The sequence below is a fragment of the Streptomyces sp. NPDC002784 genome, from assembly GCF_053592135.1.
In genome coordinates, this window is sequence record NZ_JBSFVD010000023.1 from 82310 (window position 1) to 104744 (window position 22435).

The following is a 22435-nucleotide window of genomic DNA, read 5'->3' on the forward strand; positions in this document are numbered from 1 at the left end:
TCCGCCACCCGTGGCCGCCGCTCCGGGGACCCGCGGAGGTGGGCGAGGATGGAGCAGTACATGTGCGGCACCCCCACGAAACCGACCCGGCCCCGCTGGAGCGTCGATGCCTCTCCCTTACGTCCTGCTGTCGGCCGCGGTCTCCCTCGACGGCTACCTGGACGACACCGGCCCCGAGCGGCTGCTGCTCTCCGGCCCGGCCGACTTCGACCGGGTCGACGAGGTGCGGGCGTCGGTCGACGCGATCCTCGTCGGCGCCGGGACGATCCGCGCCGACAACCCGCGCCTGCTGGTCAACTCCCCGGCGCGGCGCGCGGCACGGGTCTCCGCGGGGCGGCCGGAGTACCCGCTGAAGGTCACCGTCAGCGGCAGCGGGGAGCTGGATCCGGGGGCGAACTTCTGGCACACCGGTGGCGAGAAGATCGTCTATACGACGGAGAAGGGCGCTCAGCGGGCCCGCGCGGCCGGTCTGGCGGCCGACGTGGTCTCCCTGGGCGCCGAACTGGACTGGCGGCGGCTGCTGGCGGACCTGCACGGCCGGGGGATCGGACGCCTGATGGTCGAGGGCGGCGGCCGGGTCCACACCCAGCTCCTCCAGGAAGGGCTGGCGGACGAACTCCAGCTCGTGGTGGCCCCCCTGTTCGTCGGCGACCCGTCCGCGCCGCGCCTGTTCGGGCCCGGCGGGTACCAGCGGGGCCGGCTGCGGCTGGTGGAGTCCCGCCGGATCGAGGACGTGGTCCTGATGCGCTACCTCCCCACGGCCCCCGGAGCGGGCCCGCTGGTCACGGCCGCCGACCGGCACTGGTTGAAGCTGGCCTGCGAACTGGCGCAGCTGTGCCCGCCGTCGCGGACGGCGTTCAGCGTCGGCGCGGTGGTGGTGGCCGCCGACGGCACGGAACTCGCCCGGGGACACTCCCGGGAGGGCGACGACCCGGTGGTCCACGCCGAGGAGGCGGCGCTGGCGAAGACCGACCCGAGCGACCCCCGGCTGGCCTCCGCGACGGTGTACAGCAGCCTGGAACCCTGCGCCCGCCGGGCTTCCCGCCCGGCTCCCTGCGCGCGGCTGATCCTCCGGGCGGGGATGCGCCGGGTCGTCACGGCCTGGCGCGAGCCGGACACCTTCGTGGCGGACGCGGACGGCAGCGGGCTGATGGCGTCGGCGGGCGCGGACGTGGTGGTGCTCCCCGAGTTCGAGGACCGCGCGAAGGCCCCGAACGCCCACCTGCTGCCGTAACCGCCCGCCCCGTAACCGCCCGCCTGCTGCCGTAACCGCCCACCTGTTGCCGTAAGCCCGGTGAACGCCCACCTACCGCCGCCGTAGCCCCCCGCCTGCCGCCGTACCGTCCCGCCCCGCGGTCCGATCGGCCCAACCCGAACTGCGCCCCGCCCCGCACCGCGCCAGGCTGCCAGCATGAGGTCTGTCCGAAGTGCCGCCCTGCTGCTGCTCGTCGCCCTCCTCGGCACCGCCTGCGGAGTGACCGGTGCCGACTCCCGCACCATGGCGCGTGCCCTGCCGCCCGACGCCGAGTTCACCCACCCCGGCGTCCTCGTCAGCGCGTCGCAGCTGGCCGCCGTACGCAAGAACGTCACCGCCGGGAAGCAGCCGTGGCTGAAGGCGTACCTCGCGATGCGGGACAGCAAGTACGGCGCCTACAAGTACCGGGCCGAGCCGCGGGAGGACGTGCACTGTCCCGCCGGGAGCAAGGCCGGGCGCGGGTGCGTGCAGGAGCGCGAGGACGCCATCGCCGCCTACACGCAGGCGCTGCTGTTCACGGTGACCGGCAAGCGGCAGCACGTCGTGAAGGCCAGGGAGATCATGGACGCCTGGTCGGCGCGGCTGAAGCGGCACAGCGGGCAGAACGCCGGGCTGCAGGCCGGCTGGGCGGGGTCCACCTGGGCGCGGGCCGCCGAGATCGTCCGGCACAGCGACGGCGCGGGCTGGCCCGAGGACCGGGTACGCCGCTTCGAGGCGATGCTCCGCACCGCCCACCTGCCGCACGTCACCCGGAAGGCCCCGGACACCAACGGCAACTGGGACCTCATCACCACTGACGCCGCCATCGGCATCGCCGTCTTCCTCGACGACCACCAGACCTTCGACCACGCCCTCGCCCGCTTCCGCGACCGCGTGCCCGCCTACTTCTACCTGGAGAAGGACGGCCCCCTGCCGCTCACCCCGGCGGGGTCGAGCATGAACACCCCGCAGCGGCTGGCGGCGTACTGGTTCCGGCAGACGGAGTACAAGGACGGCGTCACCCAGGAGAGCTGCCGCAACTTCCAGCACGTCGGCTACTCCGTCGCCGCCACCGCGCACATCGCCGAGACCGCCCGGCACCAGGGCGTCGACCTGTACGGCGAGGCCGAGGACCGGCTCACGGCCGCGCTCGAACTGCACGCCCGCCACCAGCTGGGCGAGCCCGCGCCGGCCTGGCTGTGCGGCGGCAGGGTCGAGCGGAACATGGGGCCCGACCTGGAGGTCGCGGTCAACCGGGGCCTCGGCGGCTCCGCGGCCCGCGCGCTCGCCGAGAAGACCCGCCCGGCCGGCACCGACGATCTCTTCGTGGCCTGGGAGACGCTCACCCACGCGGGCAATCCCGGGGCGTGAACAAACGCGTGCGCAAGGGGCCCGCGGATGGCGTACACTGATGTCAACGACGCGGGGTGGAGCAGCTCGGTAGCTCGCTGGGCTCATAACCCAGAGGTCGCAGGTTCAAATCCTGTCCCCGCTACTGAAGGCCCAGGGCCGGAACCAATGGTTCCGGCCCTGGGTGTTTTCCGGCAGGTGCGTTCTCCCCGCCTCATCCACTCGGCCCACACCGTTCGCCGCCCGCCCCCGCTCCGGGAAACCTGGAGGGACGGCGGACGTGGCGGGAGGCGGGCAGTGCGGGCTTCAGGCGTGGACGGGACCCGGCACCCGTCGTCCGCAGGCACCTTCGTACGGCTGCTCCCGCTGCTGCTGATCGCGGGCGGTGTCCTCTACGACTTCGTCACCCCCCGGGGCTTCACCGCGATCCCCTTCTTCACCGCCGCCCCGCTGGTGGCCGCCCCGTTCTACGCGCTCAGCGGCACGGTCGCCGTCGGGGCCGCGTCCCTGATCGCCGCCTACGCCGTCCACATCCGGCTGGGCTTCGACATGGACCCGGACACGGTCACCGAGGTGGTCACCGTGGTCACCGTCGCCGTCCTGGCCGTCGTCCTCAACCGTGTCGTGCGCCGCGGCGACGTGCGGCTCGCCAACCAGCGCGAGATCGCCGTGGCCACCCAGCGCGCCGTACTGCCCGAACCCCTGGACCGGATCGGCGGCTACGACATCGCCGCCCGCTACGAGGCCGCGCAGGCCGACGCCTACATCGGCGGCGATCTGTACGCGGTGCAGGACAGCGCGTACGGCGTACGGGTCGTCGTCGGCGATGTGCGCGGCAAGGGGATGGGGGCCGTCGCCGCCGTCGCCGTCGTCATCGGGGCGTTCCGGGAGGCCGCCGAGCAGGAACCGAGCCTGGAGGCGGTCGCACGGCGGCTGGAGTGGGCGCTGGCCCGGGAGGGCGCGCGGCGCGACGGGATCGACGCCGTCGAGGGGTTCACGACCGCCGTGCTCGCCGAACTCCCGCACGGCGAGGGGCCCGTGCGCGTCGTCAACCGCGGCCACCCACCCCCGCTGCTGCTCCACCCCGACGGCACCGTGCGCCCGCTGCGCGCCCGTGAGCCCGCCCTCCCGCTGGGCATGAGCGACCTCGGCGACTGGCCCGACCGCGCCGACGAGACGCCCTTCCCGCCCGGCACCACCCTGCTCCTGCACACCGACGGCCTCTCCGAGGCCCGCGACGCGCAGGGCGTCTTCTTCGACCCCGAACGACGGCTGACCGGGCGCGTCTTCCGCGATCCCGGTGCTCTGATCCACACCCTCGCCGAGGAGGTGCGGGTGCACTGCGGAGGGGGGATGGCGGACGACATGGCGCTGCTCGCGGTGCGCAGACCCTGATCGTCACCGGGGGTGATCGGATGACAGCCCTCCGCATAACAACTGACACACCGTCAATACGTGTGTGACGCATGAGGCTTGGGCAACTCGCCCGATTTGGCGCCGTAGTGACCTGAAAGTCCAGGCCGGAGCCGTTAACGATCAAGAGGAACAGCTTGGAATCCGCGCCCCGTGTCTATTAACGTTCGATAACGCAGCGCGGTCGTCCCAGCCGTCACAAGAGGCGGCTCCGTGCGCACGCGCCGAATCCCGTAAGGGAACCGGGGAACCACTCATTGGGGTGAATCGGGCGTAATCAGCCGCGCAGAAACGGCAGATATACGCGCGTAGGAGACCTTCCTGCTCCGAACCCGTCAGCTAACCCGGTAGGCGAGAAGGAAGGAAAGGAGCACGCCCACGTGGCGTCAAACCGGCCTGCCCCCGAGGCCCCGTTCGTGCCGAGCCAGCGCAGTGACGAGGCCTTCTCCTACGGCAGCCACCGCACCGACGAGGGCCCCTGGGAGGAATGGAACCCCACCGCGGAAACCATTCGCCCGGTACGCGGCCGGCACCGCGTCGCCAAGCAGCGCGGCGGCGGACTCGCCCGTAGCTCCACGGTGCTCGGCGTCGGTGTCATAGCCGCCGTCGGCGCGGGCGGCATGGCCAGCGCCCAGTCCGGCAAGCCGCCGGTCGCGATCACCATGCCCGACCTGCCGCTGATCTCCGACGACTCGGCGGAGCCGGCCCCCGAGACCTCGGCCACCCCGCTCAGCACCGTCGGCATGACCACCACGGACACCGAGCAGGGTGCCGCGGACGCCGGTGAGGCGCTGCGCGCCCGGATCATGGCCCAGGCCGAGCAGCAGCAGGAGCAGGTCGACACCAAGGCCGCCGAGGCCGCCGCCGCTGCCGCCGAGAAGGCCGCCGCGGAAGCCCTGGCCGAGGCCGAGAAGGAAGCGAAGGCCAAGGCCGCCGCCGCCAAGGCCAAGGCCGAGGAGGAGGCCCGCGAGAAGGCCGAGGCCGAGCGCCTGGCCGCCCTCGCCAAGCAGTTCGCGCTGCCGACCTCCTCGTACACCATCACCTCGACCTACGGTCAGGCCGGCGCGCTGTGGTCCTCCGGGTACCACACCGGCGCCGACTTCGCCGCTCCCACGGGCACGCTGATCAAGGCGGTGCACACCGGCACGATCACCTACGCCGGGTACGACGGCTCCTACGGCTACAAGACCGTGCTCACCCTGGAGGACGGCACCGAGATCTGGTACGCCCACCAGTCCTCGATCAGCGTCAGCGTCGGGCAGAAGGTCACCACGGGCGACGTCATCGGCCGCGTGGGCGCGACCGGCAACGTCACCGGTGCCCACCTCCACATGGAGGTCCACCCCGAGGGTTCCTCCTCCGGCATCGACCCGCTCGCCTGGCTGCGCAGCAAGGGCCTCAACCCCTGACCCAGCCCTCGCCAGAACCCCGGCGGTCCTGACGACGTCCCCCCGACGTCAGGGCTGCCGGTTTTTGGTGTCCGCGGTTCCTACGACAGCGGCCCCTTACGACCGGTACGGGTTGTAGGCGGGGTACGGGCCCGTCGGGTACGCCGGATAGGGCTGGTACGTCGGCTGCGCCGGGTAGCCGTAGACGCCGTACATCGGCCAGGGCGCCGCCACCACCGGCACCGGCGGGGCGATGGCGCGGGCCGCGTGGTCCAGGGCCGGGCGGGCGACCTTCCGGCGGCGCCACAGCTCCCGCAGCAGCTCCTGCTCCCGTAGGACGAAGTCGGCACCCGCGCGGCCCCGGCGCCCCCGGTGGCGCAGGAACGCCAGCGAGGTCGCGTACGCCTCGTAGCGCGCCACCTCCCGTGCCGCCTGCCTCCCGGCGCGGCGGCGGGCGTACTGCCGGGCCAGGCGCCGGGCCCGCATGGAGGCGAGCGCGAAGGGCTCGCCCGGGGTGAGCCAGCCGGCGACGGCGTAGGCGGGCAGTTCCTCCCGCACGGTGCGCAGCTCGCGCTGCCGGGTCCAGATCACCAGCCAGGTCAGCAGCCCGAACGCCGGGACCATGATCGCCCCGTACACGGCGAAGAAGCCGTACGGGCCGAAGACCGAGGAGCCGTTCCACATCGCGTGCAGGCCCATCGCGAGCAGCAGCCCCGTCAGCGGCAGCAGGGCCCGCAGCCGGCGCCGGCGCTCGCCCGAGAGCGCGGCGATGCCGAAGCCGATGCCGGTGAGGACGGTGAAGAGGGGGTGCGCGAAGGGCGACATCACGATGCGCACGAAGAAGGTCGCCGCCGTCACGGAGGCGATGCCGCTGCCGCCGGTGATCTGGTCGGTGCCGAAGGCGGTGCCGAGATAGAGGATGTTCTCGGTGAACGCGAAGCCGGTGGCGGTGACTCCCGATATCACCACCCCGTCGACCAGCCCGGTGAAGTCACGGCGCCGGAAGAGGAAGACGAGCAGGACGGCGGCCGCTTTCGCCGACTCCTCCACGACCGGCGCTATCACGGTCGCCCCGAGGGTGTCGGCGCTGGACGGGTCCGCGGTGGCCGTCGCTATCCATCTCGTCGCGAAGCTGTTGGCGACGATGGCTATCAGCGCCGCCGCGCAGGCGCCCCAGGCGAAGGCGAACAGCAGATTGCGCCAGGGGCCCGGCTCGACCCGGTCCAGCCACCGGAAGGCGGCTATGAGCAGCGGCACGGGCAGCACCGCCAGGCCGAGCCCGACCAGGAAACCCTCGGTGCCGGTCTGTTCGCGGACCAGGGCGAGGATCACCAGGCCGGAGAGGGTGAGAAGGGTGATCAGCGCGCCGTAGCGCACCCCCGTCCGCTGCCACCAGTGCGCGTGCCGCAGTGTGCCCCCGGGAGGACCGGGGGGTTGCGTCGGGTACGGGGGACTGGTGGCCACGGCATTGACCCTAACGAGGGAAGGGCGCTGCCCGCACAGGAGTGCGGTGGGCTCAGGCGCCGGCGGGGGATTCGTCTCCGTGCGGTACGCGCCGGAAGAGCAGGTCGTTCACGACATGACCCTTGTCCAGTCCCTGGCCCTCGAAACGGGTCAGCGGCCGGAACCCGGGACGCGGCGCGAAACCGCCGTCGGCCTGCGTGTTCTCGAAGCCCGGGTGGGCCGTCAGCACCTCGAGCATCTGTGCGGCGTACGGCTCCCAGTCGGTCGCGCAGTGCAGGATCGCACCGGGCCTGAGCCGGGTCGCGGCGAGGCTGAGGAACTCCGGCTGGATCAGCCGCCGCTTGTGGTGCCGCTTCTTCGGCCAGGGGTCCGGGAAGAAGACCCGGAGCCCGTCGAGCGAGTCCGGGGCGAGCATCTCGCGGAGCAGGATGATGGCGTCGCCGTTGCCGACCCGGATGTTGGTCAGTCCCTGGTGCTCGGCGAGGTTGAGCAGATTGCCCTGGCCCGGGGTGTGCACGTCGACGGCGAGCACATTGGTCGCCGGGTCCGCGGCGGCCATCTGGGCGGTGGCCTCGCCCATCCCGAACCCGATCTCCAGGACGACCGGATGGTCGTTCCCGAAGAGCCGGCCGAGGTCGAGGACCTGTTGGCCGTCGATGTCCAGGCCCCACGCGGGCCACAGCCGCTGCAGCGCGTCCGCCTGTCCCGTGGTCACCCGGCTGCGGCGGGGCTGGAAACTCCGGATCCGCCGCTCGAAGTGCGACCCGGCGGGATCGGGCTGGGGCCCGTCGGGGAACCGCGGCTCCCCCTTGGCCCGCGCTCGCCGAAGGGGCGCACCGGGCTCGTGACCGGGGGCGGAGTGGAGGGCTTCGGGGGTGTGGAGGGAGTCAGACACAGTGGGGTCGATTTTACGGGAGACGGAGTGCGCGGCAGCGGAGGAGCCCCTCACACCGACCCCAGCACCGCCAGCGCCCGCCGGGCCACTTCCCGCCCGATCGGCAAGGACGCCGTGGCCGCCGGGGAAGGCGCGTTCAGCACATGCACCGCCCGCGCCCCCTCCTTGATCAGGAAGTCGTCCACCAGCGTCCCGTCCCGGAGCACCGCCTGCGCCCGCACCCCCGCCGCCGCGGGCAGCAGATCCTCCTCGGTCACCGCCGGAAGCATCCGCCGTACCGCCTGCGCGAACGCCGCCTTCGACACCGACCGCCGCAGCTCCCCCGCGCCGTACCGCCAATGCCGCCGGGCTATCGACCACGACCCCGGCCACCCCAGCGTCGAGGCGAGCTCCCGGGGCCGTACGACCCCCCAGCCGTACCCCTCCCGGGCCAGCGCCGGCACCGCGTTGGGCCCGACGTGGACCCCTCCGTCGATCCCGCGGGTCAGATGCACCCCGAGAAACGGAAACGCCGGATCCGGCACCGGATACACCAGCCCCCGCACCAGCTCGGGCCGCGCCAGCGTGTAGTACTCCCCCCGGAACGGCACGATCCGCATCCCCGGCTCGTCCCCGGTGAGCCGGGCGACCTCGTCGCAGTACAGCCCGGCACAGTTCACGAGCACCCGCCCGCGCACCACGTCCCCGTCCGCCGTGCGCACGGCGACCCCTAGCTCCGGCCGCCGGTCCACTCGTACGACCTCGGCGCCGTACCGGATCTCCGCCCCCGACGCCTCGGCCAGCCGCCGGGCGACCCCCACGAAGTCGCAGATCCCGGTGGTGCCGACCTGTATGGCCGCCAGTCCGCGCACCTCCGGCTCGTAGTCGGCGATCTGCGCGGCGCCCAGCTCCCGCACCGGAATGCCGTTCTCCCGTCCGCGCTGGACCAGCGCGTGCAGCCGGGGCAGCTCCGAGCGCTCGGTGGCGACGATCAGCTTCCCGGTGACGGCATGGGCGATGTCGTACTCGGCGCAGAACTTGACCATCTCGGCGGCACCGCGCACGGCGTACCGCGCCTTCAGCGATCCGGGCCGGTAGTAGATCCCGCTGTGGATCACCCCGCTGTTCCGCCCGGTCTGGTGCCGGGCGGGCCCGGTCTCCTTCTCCAGCACGGTGACGCGGGTGCCGGGCGCGGCCCGCGTGATCGCGTACGCCGTGGACAGCCCGACGATCCCCCCGCCGACCACGAGCACATCACCGTCGTATGCGACCGACCGCACCAGCACCACCTCCCGCCTCCGATAGTGCACTGCGCCACTGACAATGCCTTCAAACCCGGGGGAGAGGCGAAGGAACCTACGCCGGAGTCATCAGCAGCGGACGGGCCCGCTCCCGCAGCTCCACCACCCGCGGCTCGTCCCCGTAGGGCTCGAGGCGGTGCAGCAGATCCTTCACGTACTCGGTGGTGCGCGCCGAGGAGATCCGCCCCGCGACCTCCACCGCCCGCACGCCCTGCTCGCATGCCGCGTCGAGGTTGCCGGACTCCAGTTCGGCGACCGCGGAGACGACCAGCCGCAGCCCGTGCGAGCGCACGAACTCCTCCGTCGGCTTCGACAGTGCCTGCTCCGTGAACCGGCGCACCTGACGCGGCGCCTTCAGATCGCGGTAGCACTCGGCGGCGTCCGCGCAGAAGCGGTCGTAGGAGTAGAAGCCGAGCCAGGACGGGTCCTGGTCGCCGTCCCGGGAGCGCTCCAGCCAGCCCTCGGCCGCCTTGAGCGCGGTGCCCGCCGCCTGCGCGTCCCCCGCGCGTGCGTGCGCGCGTGCCTCGACGAGCCGGAAGAAGCTCATGGTGCGCGCGGTGGCCAGACCGCGGTTGCGCTCCAGCGCGGCCTGGGCGAGGTCGACGCCCTCGTCACCGAAGCCGCGGTACGTCGCCTGCAAGGACATGGAGGCCAGCACATACCCGCCGAGCGGCACGTCCGCCGCCGCCCGGGCCAGCCGCAGCGCCTGGATGTAGTACCGCTGCGCGGCCTCCTGCTGTCCGGTGTCGAAGGCCATCCACCCCGCGAGCCGGGTCAGTTCGGCGCTCGCCCCGAACAGTGCCCGGCCCACCTCGTCGGAGTAGGAGCCGAGCAGCAGTGGCGCCGCCTCCACCCGTAAGCACTCGGGCACCATGGACGAACGCCAGTCGCCGCCTCCGTACTTGGAGTCCCAGCGCCTGGCGTCCTCGGCGGCCTCCCGCAGTTTCTGCACATCGCTGTGGCCGACTTTGACCGGTGCGCCGGACCCCTCGGCGGGGTTCACCTCGCGCGCCACCGAACTGTCGGCCGGGGTTATCAGCCACCGTGAGGCGGGCGTCGCGTAGGCGCTGACCGCGAACGAGCCGGCCAGCGACTGCCAGATGCCGCCGGAGCCGGCGCGCCGTCCGGCGAGGTCGAGACGGTAGAGCTCCGTCGCCGACCGGACCGCCTGGCCGACGTCCCGGGGGAAGGCGAGGCCCACTTCGGGGGCGGGATCCGCGTCCGCCAGGCCGATCTCGTGGAGCGGCACCGGGCGGCCGAGCTTCTGGGCGATGGCGGCGGCGATGAGGTGCGGCGCCGCACCTTGCGGCACCATTCCCTTCGACACCCAGCGCGCCACCGAGGTCTTGTCGTAGCGAAGTGTCAACCCGCGTTGTGCGCCAAGGTCGTTGACGCGGCGCGCGAGGCCGGCGTTGCTGATTCCCGCGAGGGCGAGAACGGCGCCGAGTTTTTCGTTCGGCCCGCGTTGCTCCCTGGACATGCGCCACCCCTCGACACAGACGGCTGCCGCGTTGGCATAACCACGCGGCATTCGTAAACCCAGCGTAGTTCGCCGCATCCCAAGCGTTAAGGGGCGTTCTTCCGGATGGCGGGATTGTGGTCCGTACTGAAGTGCGGTTCAGGTACGGACGGTTGCGACGTGCTCCCGCTGTGTGGCCGTGCGCCCGGGTGTGCGCTCTTCTCCGGCCATCCGGGGAGCGCTTCCATGGATCGTGCGTGGGTCGGCCCGCTGTACTGGATCCAGTGGGCTGGGGGACACCGCCGCCTTCATCCCCGCGGGCGGCGGAACGGTCCGGGGGGCGAGTCCCGCCTCCCGGACTGCGCACACGCCAAGTAGTGCGCAGGGCCTGTACGGAGAGTGGCCAAACCTGTCGTCGTCACGCCGATTTGGCCGAAAACCGACCCTGCCTCTTGCGGGTGATTACCGCTCCCACCATGGAAATTGAGGGCGCGAAGGGCGTTCTCGGGGAGTGAATCGGGGGCGCATTCGCGTCGCCCCGGCCGGGTGGTCTCCTTGCTCTGCGCGGGTATGGATGCCCTGTGGGGGCGCCCGCGGGGGCGCACTTCACGGATCTCAAGCGGTGTCGCCGCGACTCGGGCACGCGTCCTTCATGGCAGCATGGTGAACCGGTTCGTGCGGTGCACTGGTGGTCCACAGCCTGTGGAGGCGTCGATGCGGTGGTTGGTGGGATGGAGCAGCACCGCCGCGGGGGCCGCCGTGATCGGTTCCGCGGGGGCTACCGGGCCCGACGGCGAGAGCGTGCACCCGGTCGGCTCCCAACTCCTGTGGGGCGACCCGGATCCGCTGTGGGCGGTCGGCGACTGGCGCCCCGACGAGGTGCGCGTGGTGCAGGCCGACCCCCAGAACCGGATCGCCGTCCTCGGCATCTGCGGGGCCAGCGACGAGCAGCTGCGGGTGGGCCTGTTCGCCGCGCGGGGCGGGGCACTTCGGCATCTGACGGCCTGGCCCGGCAGCTACACGGCCGTCGTCCAGGTCGGCCGCAGGGTCATGGTGTGCGGCGATCTGGCGGGCGCCCGGCCGGTGTTCTACACCCCCTGGTCCGGCGGCACCGCCTACGCGACCGCCGCGCTGCCGCTGGCCGACCTCATCGAGGCGAACCTCGACTTCGGTCACCTGGCCGCCCTGCTCGCCGCCCCGGACGTCCCCGCGGCCCTGGACGACTCCACCCCCTACGACGGCGTACGGCGCATCCCGCCGGGGCACGCGCTGATCCTGCGTGCCGGGGCCCGGGAGATCGCCGGGTACGAGCCGGTCGCCTCCCTCGCGGTGGCGGCACCCCCGGCCGACCCGGACAGCGCGGTGGACGCCGTACGCGACGCGCTGGTGGACGCCGTACGGGCCCGGCTGTCCGCACCCCGGCACGTGCCCGGCGCCGACATCGACCCCGGCCCCGTCCCGGGCATGGGCCCCGCCGAACGCCGCGCCGCGCGCGGGATGCCCGTTCCCGGAATCGGGGCGGACCTCTCCGGCGGCCCGGCCTCCGGCACCCTCGCCCTGCTCGCCGCGGGCCTGCCCGGCATGCCGGGCACGGTGCTGGGCCACGGCACGGGCGCGGGGGAGCGGCTGCTGGCGGTCACCTTCAACGACCTCGCCGTGGGCGGCCGGGAGGCCGAGCTGGAACGGGCGGGCACCCTCGCGGCCAACCCGCGCCTGCACCACGTGGTGGTGACGGGCGGCGAGGAGACACTGCCGTACGCCGACCTGGACGGGCCCCTGACCGACGAACCGGGGCCGTCCCTGGTGACGGCGGCCCGGCACCGGGCGCGGCTGGCCGCGGGCAGCGCGGACCACTTCACCGGCTACGGCGCCCGCCAGGTGCTGGACGCCCACCCGGCCCGGCTGACCGACCTGCTGATGGACCGCCGGCGCAGGCACCTGGTCCGTCCCGTCGCCGCGCTCGCGAGGGCGGACGGCTCGGTGATGGTCCCCGCGCGCGTGTACGGCGCGGCCCGCAAGCTGGCGCGCACGCCGTACCGCACGGGTCTGGAGGCACTGGCCGAGCGGCTCCTGCACCGCCGGTTCGACGACCCCGGAGGTGCCGTAGGGGCGTCGCTCGCGGCCCTCACCTGGGCCAGACCGGGCCCGGCGGCGCGCTGGCTGACGGGCGAGGCGCTGGCTGAAGTATCGGTTCGCCTGCAAGGGGCGACGCACCGCTCCGGGGTCGGCCCGGGACAGCGCCCCGGCGACTACCGCGCGCGTGCCGCGCTCGCCCGGCACGCGGCGGACCTGCGCGTCCTGGAGCAGGCCGCCGAGATCCGCTTCCAGCGCCTGCACGCGCCGTTCCTCGACAACCAGGTCGTCCGCGCCTGCCGCGCCCTCCCCGAGGCCCTGCGCGTACGGCCCGGCGCACGCGCCGCGATCCTCCGTACGGTCCTGGAGGGCGCCGGCGTGGCCGACCTCCCGCCGGGCTGGGGCGCGACCTCCCCCACCCCGGCGGCGGTGGCGGCCCGCGCGGGGCTGAGGGTGGCGGCGAACGACCTGATGGCGCTCTTCGGCACCCCGCTGCTGGCCCAGGCCGGCCTGGTGGAGGCCCGCGTGGTCCGCAAGGCGCTGCGCTCGGCGGCCGAGGGCGAGCCCCTCCCCCTGGACGGCCTGGCCGACCTGGTCTCCCTGGAGCTCTGGCTCACCCGCCTGCTGGCCCGCCGAGGCACCTGCTGGACGGGAACCCCGGCACGCGCGCGTGCGGTCCCCGCCGGAATCACGCCGCAGCGGGGGGCGCTGGGCGCGGGTGCGGGGGCGCGGCGGGCCTAGGGCCCCATCCGGCCTACTGGCAGCGGAACTTCGACTCGGCCCAGTCCGCGAGGAGCACGCTGTCGAGGTGGCCGTGCGGCTCCACCACCAGCCGTACCGTGTCGCGTCCCGCGAGGCCGACCGAGACGGGGACCGCCGGGTCACCGGCCCTGATCATTCCGGACCGCCACAGCCGTACCCCGTCGGCGTACACGGAGAAGGCGAACTCGCCCAGCGTCAGGTTCATGTCGTCGACGCCGACCATGGCCCGGTACGCGGTGCACTCCCGGTTGAGATCGATGGTGACGGAGGACGCGCCGTGCACCGTCACCCCGTGCGTGTACCGCTTCCCGGCGATCGACACCCCGTAGCGCTGCCATACCCAGCTGCTCTCGCCGATGCGCATCTCGGGCCCGGTGCCGTCGCCGTTGACGTCGTACGACAGCTCGCTCCACTGGTACTCGGCCGGAGCGGGCGGAGGCGTCGGCGTCGGTGTGGGGGTGGGCGTCGGCCTGGGCGTGGGGGTCGGCGTCGGAGGGGGCGACGGCGTGGGCTTCGGCTTCGGGGCGGGGGCGGGCGTCGGGGTCGGCGTGGGAGTGGGGGTCGGCTCGGGCGTGGGCCTGGGGGCGGGCTCGGCGGCGAAGACGGGCGGAGCCGGCTGCTCGACCGGCGGCTTGGAGGGCGCGGCCTCCTCGACGACGGGCGCCTGGGAGGTGACCGGCGGCTTGGCGTCCGGCTTCGGCACCGGATCGTCGTCGGCCACCAGCGCGAGGGCCACCGCGGCGACGGCCACGGCGACCACACCGGCGGCGATGCCGGCCTTCACCGGCGCGCCCAGACCTTCGGAGGCCGCGGCCCCGCCACCGGCGCCCGCCGCACCGGAGGAGGAACCGCCCGCCGCGGCGGCCGCGCCCGCGGCACCCGCGGCGCCCGCTCCGCTGCCGCCCGCGATGAACGCGGCGGCCTTGGCGTACCCGGCCGCGCCGAACCACCCGATGACCGCGACCGGCACGACCGCCGGGATACCCCCGGCGACCTCCTTGATCTGGCCCGCGGCCAAGCGGCACTTGGCGCACTCCTCCAGGTGCTTGCGCAGCCCCCGCTCGGCCCGGGTGCGCAGGCCCCCGCGGGCGTAGGCGCCGAGCCGGTCGGCGTAGCGGGCGCACTCCTCGTCGCCGACGAGGCTGGCGCTGACATGGGCCTGGAGATAGGCCTGCTTCAGGCCCTCGCGGGCCCGGCTGGCGAGCACGCGCGTGCCGTTGGCGTCGAGCCCGAAGAGCGGGGCGACCTCGCTCGGCGACTCGTCCTCGACCTCGGTGTGCCACAGCACGGCCTGCCAGCGCTCCGGCAGCGACCGGAAGGCCTGCATGGCCATCGACCGCTCGGCCTCGTGCATCGCGCGCACCTCCGCGCCCAGCTCGAGGGTGTCGTCGTCGGACACCTCGGAGGAGCGCGCCGCCTGGGAGGCGAACACCGCGAAGTCGTCGACCAGTTGCTCCCGCTTCGCGGTCTTCGTCCAGGTGGCCGCGACGCGCCGGACCGAGGTCAGCAGATACGCGCGTACGGCGTGCTCGGGGCCGGTACCGCCCCGGACCGCCTGGAGCATCCTGGCGAAGACCTCGGCGGTGAGGTCGTCCGCGGTGTGGCCGTCGCGGCAGCAGGTGCGGGCGTACCGGCGGACCGCGTCGGCGTGCCGGCGGTAGAGCTCCTCGTAGGCCGAGTCGTCGCCCGAGCGCATCCGCCCGATCAGATCGGCGTCCGACAGCGGCAGGTCCCTGGGCGGGGGCAGAACGCTGTCCTCGCGCCAGTCCCGCTGCGCGGGGACGCTGCCCTCCACGGGCTCGCCCCCCTGAGCGGGGATCGGGGCCACCAACGGCTCGCCGCCCAGCGGAAGATCAGCCCGCCCGCCCTGACTCGGCACATGAGGCGAGGCCGGGCCGCCGTCCTCCGCGTCACCGTCACCGAGTGACCCGTCCCGCCCGTCAACGCCCATCGCGGAAAGCCCCCGCCGCAGCCCAACCAGTCCCGAACACCGGGTCAGAGTGCCATACCGGATTTTGGTCGGCGGCCGACAGCGGGGGCCATCCACTCGTCCGTGGGGACTTCACGCGAACCAGTACTAGCGGTCACCCGAACGGGGAAGGTGCAAATGACGTGCCCCGGGCGGGAGTTGGGCCGCTTTCCGGCCTTCCCGACCGGCTTGTCCAGGGTGCCCGAGGCGGGAGCGCACACGGCGTCCCCGCCTCCTCGTCACCTATTCGAGTCACCCCGTCGGGCGCCGGGTCAGGACGGCCGTGAGCGCAGCCCCTCCAGCAGGATGTCCAGCAGCCGTGCCGAGGCCGCCGCCTGCTGGGCCGGGTCCGGCAGCGAGGGCGCCGCCGTCGCGATCACCAGCAGGACGTCCGCCACCGACACATCGGCCCGCAGCTCACCGGACGCACGCGCCCGGTCGACGAGCTGCCCCACGACCTCCAGCAGCGCCGAAGCACCGGCGTCGTCGTCGGCCGGCCCGGCCGGACCCGGAGTCTCCCCCGGCACCAGCCGCAGCTCGCCCGCGCCCGGCTGGGTCCGCTGCTGCGGCACCCGCGCCTCGTCGAACCCCGGGTCGTCCGGGTGGTCCTCCGCGACCCCGACGCGCAGCACCTGCGGCGGCAGCAGCCGCCCGGCACCGGACGCCACCGAGGTCCGCAGGAAGCGCGAGAGCGCCGACCACGGCTCGTCCTCCTGCCCGAGCGCCGCCCGGGCCTGGTCGGTCAGCCGGGAGGTCTCCTCCTCAGCTATCCGGCGCACCAGTACGTCCTTGCTCGGGAAGCGGCGGTACACCGTCCCGACGCCGACCCGTGCGCGCCGGGCCACGTCCTCCATGGGCGCGCCGTATCCCAGCTCGCCGAAGACCTCGCGTGCCGCACGGAGCACGTGCTCCAGATTGCGCTGTGCGTCCACCCGCAGCGGTGCCGTCCGCGCACTCTCGCGTCCGTTCCCCGCTGCATTCATGGCTCCACCCATCGTCGCGCCCATCGCTCCGCCGCCGGAGGTGATGGCGGACGTGGACGACCAATGAGAGTCCTGAACATGCATAAGCGTTCCCCCGGTAATGACGTCTCCCCCCGGAGACACCCCCGTCATTCGACAGCCGGAGCGTTGTGGAACATGCCCGGACCCGAGCCCGCCCGTCGCGAAGCCGTTGAGCCCGACGAGCGCATCCCCCTACACCCCGTCGACACACGAACATAGTTGAGAGGGAGTCAATTCAGAAGGGGCACGTTCCGCACAGAGCGCCCCCCGATCGGCGTACGGGTCGCAAACGTCCCGGTTGCGCCCCCTGCGACCCCCCGGCGTACACCGGTTGACCTGCGGATCTTCCTCGTACTCCGGCAATTCGGCCAACCCGGCCCCGCGATGGCTCGCGGTCACACAAATTGCTGAGGCTGTGGACAAACTCAAGCGCTGGGTGCGTCATGGGATGGTGAAGGAACGTGCGCGCATTCTCGTTGTCGGCGGTGGCTACGTCGGGATGTACACGGCCCTGCGACTCCAGCGAAAGTTGAAACCGGAACTCAATCGCGGAGAAGTCGAGGTCACAGTCGTCTCACCCGACCCGTACATGACCTATCAGCCCTTCCTTCCCGAGGCGGCGGCCGGTTCGATCTCCCCCCGCCATGTCGTCGTACCGCTGCGCCGCGTCCTCGGCCGCTGCCGGGTCGTCGTCGGCGAGGTCCGCTCCATCGACCACGCCGCGCGCACCGCGACCCTCGCCACCCTCGCCACCGAGGAGGGGGGCGCCGGCCCCGAACAGATCGCCTACGACGAACTCGTCCTCGCCCCCGGCTCGGTCTCCCGCACCCTTCCCGTCCCCGGACTCGCCGACCACGGCATCGGGTTCAAGACGGTCGAAGAGGCCATCGGACTGCGCAACCACGTCATCGAGCAGATGGACATCGCCTCCTCCACGCGCGACCCCGCGATCCGCGACGCGGCCCTCACCTTCGTCTTCGTCGGCGGCGGCTACGCGGGCGTGGAGGCGCTCGCCGAGCTGGAGAACATGGCCCGCTACGCCGCGCGCTACTACCACAACGTGCGCCCCGAGGACATGAAGTGGATCCTCGTCGAGGCCTCGGACCGCATCCTCCCCGAGGTCGGCGAGAAGATGGGCCGCTACACGGTCACCGAACTGCGCCGCCGCAACATCGACGTACGCCTGAAGACCCGGCTGGAATCCTGCGTCGACCGGACCGCGGTGCTCAGCGACGGCGCCCGCTTCCCGACCCGTACGGTCGTGTGGACGGCCGGCGTCAAACCGCACCCCCTGGTCGCCGCCACCGGCCTCCCGCGCACCGAACGCGGACGGCTCAAGTGCACCGCCGAGCTGACGATCGAGGGCGCCACGCACGCGTGGGCCGCGGGAGACGCCGCCGCCGTCCCCGACGTCACCGCCGAGCGGCCCGGCACGGAGACCGCCCCCAACGCCCAGCACGCGCTGCGCCAGGCCAAGGTCCTCGGCGACAACATCGCGCACGCCCTGCGCGGCGAGCCGCTGGAGACGTACTCCCACAAGTACGTCGGCTCGGTGGCCTCCCTGGGACTGCACAAAGGCGTCGCACACGTCTACGGGCGCAAGGTGAAGGGCTACCCTGCCTGGTTCATGCACCGCGTGTACCACCTGAGCAGGGTGCCCACCTTCAACCGAAAGGCCCGGGTCCTGGCCGAATGGACGCTGTCCGGGCTCTTCAAGAGGGAAATCGTCTCCCTCGGTTCACTCGAACACCCCCGAGCGGAGTTCGAACTCGCGGCCGGTGGAAAGCATTCTGTCGACACCGACAACGACCCGAAGGGGTCGTCCTGACCGGACCCAGGAACTCCACCGGCCGGGCAGGCGTCTGACGGTTGTCGGCCCGATCCGCCACACTGCCAGACTGACCCCCGACGCCGGACGGGCAGCCGCCCGCCCCCCGACTCCCACGACACCGTCCCCGCAGCGCTGCATCCCCGGGGAGCCACCACCCAGACCCCCGCCCGGGTCCGGAGCTGGCCGAAGACGACGACACGAGGCAAGGATTCGTGAACTTCACGCGCTGGAGCGCCCGGCTCCCCGGAACGCAGCGCCGCGCCGCTGCGCGGACCGACCACGCGGTCCCGGCGGAGCGGCGCGGCGAGAGCGCGGGCTCCGTCCCCGCGGCCAGAGCCGAGCAGCTCACCGACGACGCCCCGCCCGTCCCCGCCCTCGACGAACTCCCGGCACGCGAAGTGCTCGACCGGGTGCCGGCCCTGGTCGCCCTGGTCCACGGCACCGACCACCGCCTCGCCTACGTCAACGGCGCCTACGCCGCCGCCTTCGGCGTCCGCCCGCTCGGCGCACCGGCCCGCGAGGCCCTGCCGGAGCTGGACGAACTGGGCCTGCTCCCGCTCCTGGACCAGGTCCTGCGCAGCGCCAAGCCCCGCACGGTCAAGTCCCGCAGGGCCCCCGACGGCCGCTCCTACACCTTCACCTGCACCCCGGTCGCCGAGGGCGACGGAGGAGTGCTGGTCTTCGCCACCGACGTCACCGACCACGCCGAGGCCGCCGAGCGCCTGCGCGCCAGTGAACGCCGCCAGCGCGAGACCGCGGTGACGCTCCAGCGCTCCCTGCTCCCCCAGGAACTCGAACAGCCGGACGACCTGCGCATCGCGGCGACCTACCAGCCCGGCGGCACGGAGGCCGCGGTCGGCGGCGACTGGTACGACGTCATCACCCTCGGCGGCGGCCGTACGGCGCTGGTGATCGGCGACGTGATGGGCAGAGGCGTGCGGGCGGCGGCCGTCATGGGCCAACTCCGCACGGCGGTCCGCGCCTACGCCCGCCTGGACCTGCCCCCGCACGAGGTGCTGCAGCTGCTGGACGGCCTCGCCACCGAGATCGACGCCAACCAGATCGCCACCTGCGTCTACGCCATCCACGACCCGAACGAGGGCCGGCTGGTGTACGCCTCCGCCGGGCACCTGCCGATCCTGGTCCGCGACGAGAGCGGCACCGTGCTGCGCGCCGACGAGCCGACCGGCCCGCCGCTCGGCACCGGCGGCTGGATGCACGCCTCGGGCTCGATCCCGCTGAGCCCCGGCTCCACGGGGGTCCTCTACACGGACGGCCTGGTGGAGCGCCGGAACGAAGACCTGGACGAGGGCATCGCGTCCCTGGAGCGCGCCCTGGCCGGCGCCACCGGCACGCCCCAGGTCGTCTGCGACCGCCTGGTCCGCTCCGCGGGCGTCACCGCGGACCACGACGACGACGTGGCGGTCCTGGTGTTCCAGCACCCGGCCCGCACGGGCCCGGACGGCGACCTGTTCCGCAACGCCGCCCTGGAACTGCTCGGCGGCGTGGAAGCGGCCCCCCGCGCGCGTGCGTTCGCCTCCGGCGTCCTGACCAGCTGGCGGTTCCCGACGGACCTGCACGACCTGGGCGTCCTGGCGGCCAGCGAACTGGTCGCCAACAGCCTCCAGCACGGCACCCCGCCCATGCGCCTGCGGCTGCGCCGCACCGACCGCCGGCTGATCGTCGAGGTCACCGACGGAGACGACCACCTCCCGCGGCGCCGCCGCGCGGACCCGGCCGACGAGTCGGGCCGGGGCATCGCGATCGTCGCGACGATCGCCTCCGCGTGGGGATCCAGACGGACCCCCGGCGGCGGCAAGGCGGTGTGGTGCGAGTTCGCCCTGCCCAAGGGAGGCGCCTGACTCAGAGGTGCGCCGGAGCCTGCCCCTCGGCCGGAGCACCCCGCTGCGCCACCACCCGGCTCCTCGCCGACGCCGGCTGATCCTGTACGGCGGTCAGCTGCCGCCCCAGCCGCAGCGCGAGCCAGGTGATGCCGAGGGAGAACAGCAGGAACGTCACGATGTACGGCGCGTGCAGCGCGGCGCCCATCGGACCGCCCACCGCCGGACCCACCGCCAGGGCGAGCTGCTTCACCAGGGCGAACGCCGAGTTGTACTGGCCCGCCATCCCCTCGGGCGCGAGATCCGCCACCAGCGGCGCGACCGTCGGCGACAGCATCGCCTCACCCAGCCCGAACAGCGCGTACGTCGCCACGAACGCCGCCGTCGCCATCTCCTGGCTGCCGTGCCCGAGCCCGGCGTACCCCGCCGAGACCCACGCCACCGCCCAGATCAGCCCCACCGCGGCGATCACCCGGGACCGACGCCGCCGCTCGACGAACCTCAGTACCGCGAACTGCGCCACGACGATCACCGCCGTGTTGGCGGCCAGAGCCGTCCCGAGCGCCGAGGTGGAGATCCCGGCGGCCTCCACGCCGTACGCGCTCAGCCCCGACTCGAACTGGCCGTAGCAGGCGAAGAACAGCACGAAGCCCAGCACGCACAGCTGCACCATCGCCCGGTTCCCGAGCAGCTGCTTCCAGCTGCCCTTCACCGACTGCGCCGGAGCCGCCCCGATCCGCGGCGCGCGCGGCATCCGCACGGTCGCCATCACCACGACGAGCAGCAGGAACATCGCCGCCTCGATCGCGAAGAGCAGGGTGAAGGAGGACACCCGGGTCGTGTCCACCAGGTGACCGCCGATGAGACCACCGACACCGAGACCCAGGTTCTGCAGGAAGAACTGTGTCGCGAAGGCCCGCGACCGGGTCTCCGCCGTCGACACGTCCACGATCATCGTCGCCAGCGCCGGCTGCATCACGGCCTGACCGGCCCCGAGCGCCGCCGCCGACAGCAGTACGGCCGTGGCGTTCCCCGCCAGGCCGAGGCTCAGCGCGCCGATCGCGGCGGTGACCAGGGCGGCGAGCAGCACCGGAAGCGGGCCGCGCCGCACGATCGCCCGCCCGGCGAACGGCAGCACGACCAACGCGGCCACGGCGAACACGGCGAGCACCAGACCCGCCGTGACAGCACCAAGACCCCGCACCTGCGCCACATAGACGTACAGATAAGGGACCGTGAAGCCCAGCCCGAACGCGCTGAGTGCGTTGCCCACGTGGATCCGGCGCATCGCGGCGCCCCTCGCCCTGGTCACGTTCACCCTCTCAAGTAGTTAGACCTGAAGTGGTTAGACCTCAAGACTTCAAAGCTAAAGTTCGAACCTAAAGAGTACACATCCAAGGACTTCAATGCCCTAAGGGCCATGCGATACTGCGACGCATGGGCGACACCTCCGGCCTCAGCAACGAGCCGACACTCGAAGAGCAGATCGCCGCCTACCAGCGCGAGTTCCAGGACCTCGACCCACAGGTCGAGAAGATCGTCTCGGCGCTGTCCCGGCTGAACCGCCGCATGAACGTCGCCTACGGCCGCCAGACCGCCACGCTTGGCATCAGCAACACCGAGTGGGAGGTCCTCAAGGCCCTCGTCCTGTCCGGCGCTCCGTACCGCCTGGGCCCGAGCGAGCTCGCCAAGCGCCTCGGCCTCACGCCAGCCGCGATGACCCACCGGATCGACCGCATGGTCGCCGAGGGCCTGGTCACCCGGGCGCGGGACGAGTCCAACCGGGTCCGCGTCATCGTGGAGCTCACGACAGAGGGCCGGGAGAAGTGGACAGAGGCCATGCGCCTCGCCTCGGGCTTCGAGGAGGACCTGCTCCAGGACCTCTCCGCGGAGGAGCGCACGGCCCTCGGTGAGGTGCTCACCCGGCTGCTGCGCAGGGTGGAGCACGCCCAGCCGGACGCCGGCGGGCGGCTGACCGACCTCGATTAAAGATCTTGACAGGGGTCGCTTGACACCCCCCTGCCCGATCCGTAGAGTTCTTCGGGTTGCCGCCGAGCCGTAACGGTTCTCCGGTAGCGCCTCAGCCGCATCAGCGGCATCTCAAATCACCAGCACGAACTCCAGCCGGGGTGAATTCGGCGTGCCCGAATTCAATTCGAATGGGGCTCGGCAGTCCGATTAGGAACTGCCGGGGGAATCCGCTAAGGTTTGAGACGTCGGAACGGCCCGCAACGGCCGCGAGGACAAGCCCGGTTGACAGGGCGTCAGACACCGAAAGGATCTGATAAAGTCGACACCGCCGGAAGGCCGAGAGGCCGGAAAGCGAATCCCGCCGACAGGGAATCGGATCGGAAAAGGGTCTGATAGAGTCGGAAAAGCAAGACCGAAGGGAAGCCCGGAGGAAAGCCCGAGAGGGTGAGTACAAAGGAAGCGACCGTTCCTTGAGAACTCAACAGCGTGCCAAAAGTCAAC

General features: G+C 72.8%; 16 protein-coding genes, 1 tRNA gene and 1 riboswitch. Of the genes, 9 read left to right on the forward strand and 8 right to left on the reverse strand.

Annotated elements, in window-relative coordinates; all coding sequences use genetic code 11:
* Window positions 1-106 precede the first annotated feature (106 nt).
* From ACWD1Z_RS30275 to ACWD1Z_RS30295, 5 genes are all read left to right on the forward strand, one after another.
* The gene (locus tag ACWD1Z_RS30275; protein WP_451122863.1) at window positions 107-1234 is read left to right on the forward strand and encodes a dihydrofolate reductase family protein; all 1128 of its coding nucleotides are present in this window, start codon (window positions 107-109) and stop codon (window positions 1232-1234) included.
* A gap of 177 nt (window positions 1235-1411) precedes the next feature.
* Complete coding sequence (locus ACWD1Z_RS30280) at window positions 1412-2605, forward strand: alginate lyase family protein (protein WP_451122865.1); 1194 nt, start codon at window positions 1412-1414, stop codon at window positions 2603-2605.
* A gap of 50 nt (window positions 2606-2655) precedes the next feature.
* A tRNA-Met gene (locus ACWD1Z_RS30285) sits at window positions 2656-2729 on the forward strand.
* A 167-nt stretch (window positions 2730-2896) separates the two neighbouring features.
* On the forward strand, window positions 2897-3979 hold the full coding sequence (locus ACWD1Z_RS30290) for a PP2C family protein-serine/threonine phosphatase (protein ID WP_451122867.1): 1083 nt from the start codon (window positions 2897-2899) through the stop codon (window positions 3977-3979).
* A gap of 230 nt (window positions 3980-4209) precedes the next feature.
* Window positions 4210-4366, forward strand: a riboswitch (cyclic di-AMP (ydaO/yuaA leader).
* An 11-nt stretch (window positions 4367-4377) separates the two neighbouring features.
* Complete coding sequence (locus ACWD1Z_RS30295) at window positions 4378-5406, forward strand: M23 family metallopeptidase (RefSeq protein WP_451122869.1); 1029 nt, start codon at window positions 4378-4380, stop codon at window positions 5404-5406.
* Between the two features lie 96 nt (window positions 5407-5502).
* Here the strand turns inward: ACWD1Z_RS30295 and ACWD1Z_RS30300 are convergent, their stop codons facing one another.
* The 4 genes from ACWD1Z_RS30300 to ACWD1Z_RS30315 form a co-directional block, all read right to left on the reverse strand.
* The gene (locus tag ACWD1Z_RS30300; RefSeq protein ID WP_451122871.1) at window positions 5503-6849 is read right to left on the reverse strand and encodes a PrsW family glutamic-type intramembrane protease; all 1347 of its coding nucleotides are present in this window, start codon (window positions 6847-6849) and stop codon (window positions 5503-5505) included.
* A gap of 52 nt (window positions 6850-6901) precedes the next feature.
* Window positions 6902-7744, reverse strand: coding sequence for a tRNA (guanosine(46)-N7)-methyltransferase TrmB (gene trmB / locus ACWD1Z_RS30305; RefSeq protein WP_451122873.1), 843 nt, complete (start codon window positions 7742-7744; stop codon window positions 6902-6904).
* A gap of 50 nt (window positions 7745-7794) precedes the next feature.
* The gene (gene lhgO, locus ACWD1Z_RS30310; RefSeq protein ID WP_451122875.1) at window positions 7795-9003 is read right to left on the reverse strand and encodes an L-2-hydroxyglutarate oxidase; all 1209 of its coding nucleotides are present in this window, start codon (window positions 9001-9003) and stop codon (window positions 7795-7797) included.
* Window positions 9004-9079: 76 nt separating this feature from the next.
* A complete protein-coding gene (locus tag ACWD1Z_RS30315; protein ID WP_451122877.1) occupies window positions 9080-10504 on the reverse strand; it encodes an MFS transporter in 1425 nt (474 codons plus the stop codon).
* 693 nt (window positions 10505-11197) lie between these two features.
* On the opposite strand from ACWD1Z_RS30315, the gene ACWD1Z_RS30320 reads away from it, so the two are divergent.
* Window positions 11198-13297, forward strand: coding sequence for an asparagine synthase-related protein (locus ACWD1Z_RS30320; RefSeq protein ID WP_451122879.1), 2100 nt, complete (start codon window positions 11198-11200; stop codon window positions 13295-13297).
* 13 nt (window positions 13298-13310) lie between these two features.
* On the opposite strand, the gene ACWD1Z_RS30325 is transcribed toward ACWD1Z_RS30320, so the two are convergent.
* Together ACWD1Z_RS30325 and ACWD1Z_RS30330 are read right to left on the reverse strand one after the other, a co-directional pair.
* On the reverse strand, window positions 13311-15269 hold the full coding sequence (locus tag ACWD1Z_RS30325) for a sigma-70 family RNA polymerase sigma factor (RefSeq protein WP_451122880.1): 1959 nt from the start codon (window positions 15267-15269) through the stop codon (window positions 13311-13313).
* Window positions 15270-15559: 290 nt separating this feature from the next.
* The gene (locus ACWD1Z_RS30330) at window positions 15560-16354 is read right to left on the reverse strand and encodes a TetR/AcrR family transcriptional regulator (protein ID WP_451122882.1); all 795 of its coding nucleotides are present in this window, start codon (window positions 16352-16354) and stop codon (window positions 15560-15562) included.
* 385 nt (window positions 16355-16739) lie between these two features.
* On the opposite strand from ACWD1Z_RS30330, the gene ACWD1Z_RS30335 reads away from it, so the two are divergent.
* Both ACWD1Z_RS30335 and ACWD1Z_RS30340 read left to right on the forward strand, forming a co-directional pair.
* Window positions 16740-18119: an NAD(P)/FAD-dependent oxidoreductase gene (locus ACWD1Z_RS30335; RefSeq protein ID WP_451122884.1), complete on the forward strand. Its 1380-nt coding sequence runs from the start codon at window positions 16740-16742 to the stop codon at window positions 18117-18119.
* Between the two features lie 215 nt (window positions 18120-18334).
* Window positions 18335-19984 (forward strand): ATP-binding SpoIIE family protein phosphatase, encoded by a 1650-nt coding sequence (locus ACWD1Z_RS30340; RefSeq protein ID WP_451122886.1) that lies wholly within the window; start codon window positions 18335-18337, stop codon window positions 19982-19984.
* A gap of 1 nt (window position 19985) precedes the next feature.
* On the opposite strand, the gene ACWD1Z_RS30345 is transcribed toward ACWD1Z_RS30340, so the two are convergent.
* Complete coding sequence (locus tag ACWD1Z_RS30345; RefSeq protein ID WP_451122900.1) at window positions 19986-21251, reverse strand: MFS transporter; 1266 nt, start codon at window positions 21249-21251, stop codon at window positions 19986-19988.
* A 149-nt stretch (window positions 21252-21400) separates the two neighbouring features.
* Between ACWD1Z_RS30345 and ACWD1Z_RS30350 the strand changes: the two genes are divergently transcribed.
* Window positions 21401-21952 (forward strand): MarR family winged helix-turn-helix transcriptional regulator, encoded by a 552-nt coding sequence (locus ACWD1Z_RS30350; protein WP_389416443.1) that lies wholly within the window; start codon window positions 21401-21403, stop codon window positions 21950-21952.
* Between the two features lie 275 nt (window positions 21953-22227).
* Here ACWD1Z_RS30350 and ACWD1Z_RS30355 read toward each other — a convergent pair.
* On the reverse strand, window positions 22228-22435 hold a 208-nt coding region (locus tag ACWD1Z_RS30355; protein WP_451122888.1), incomplete at its 5' end, for a hypothetical protein.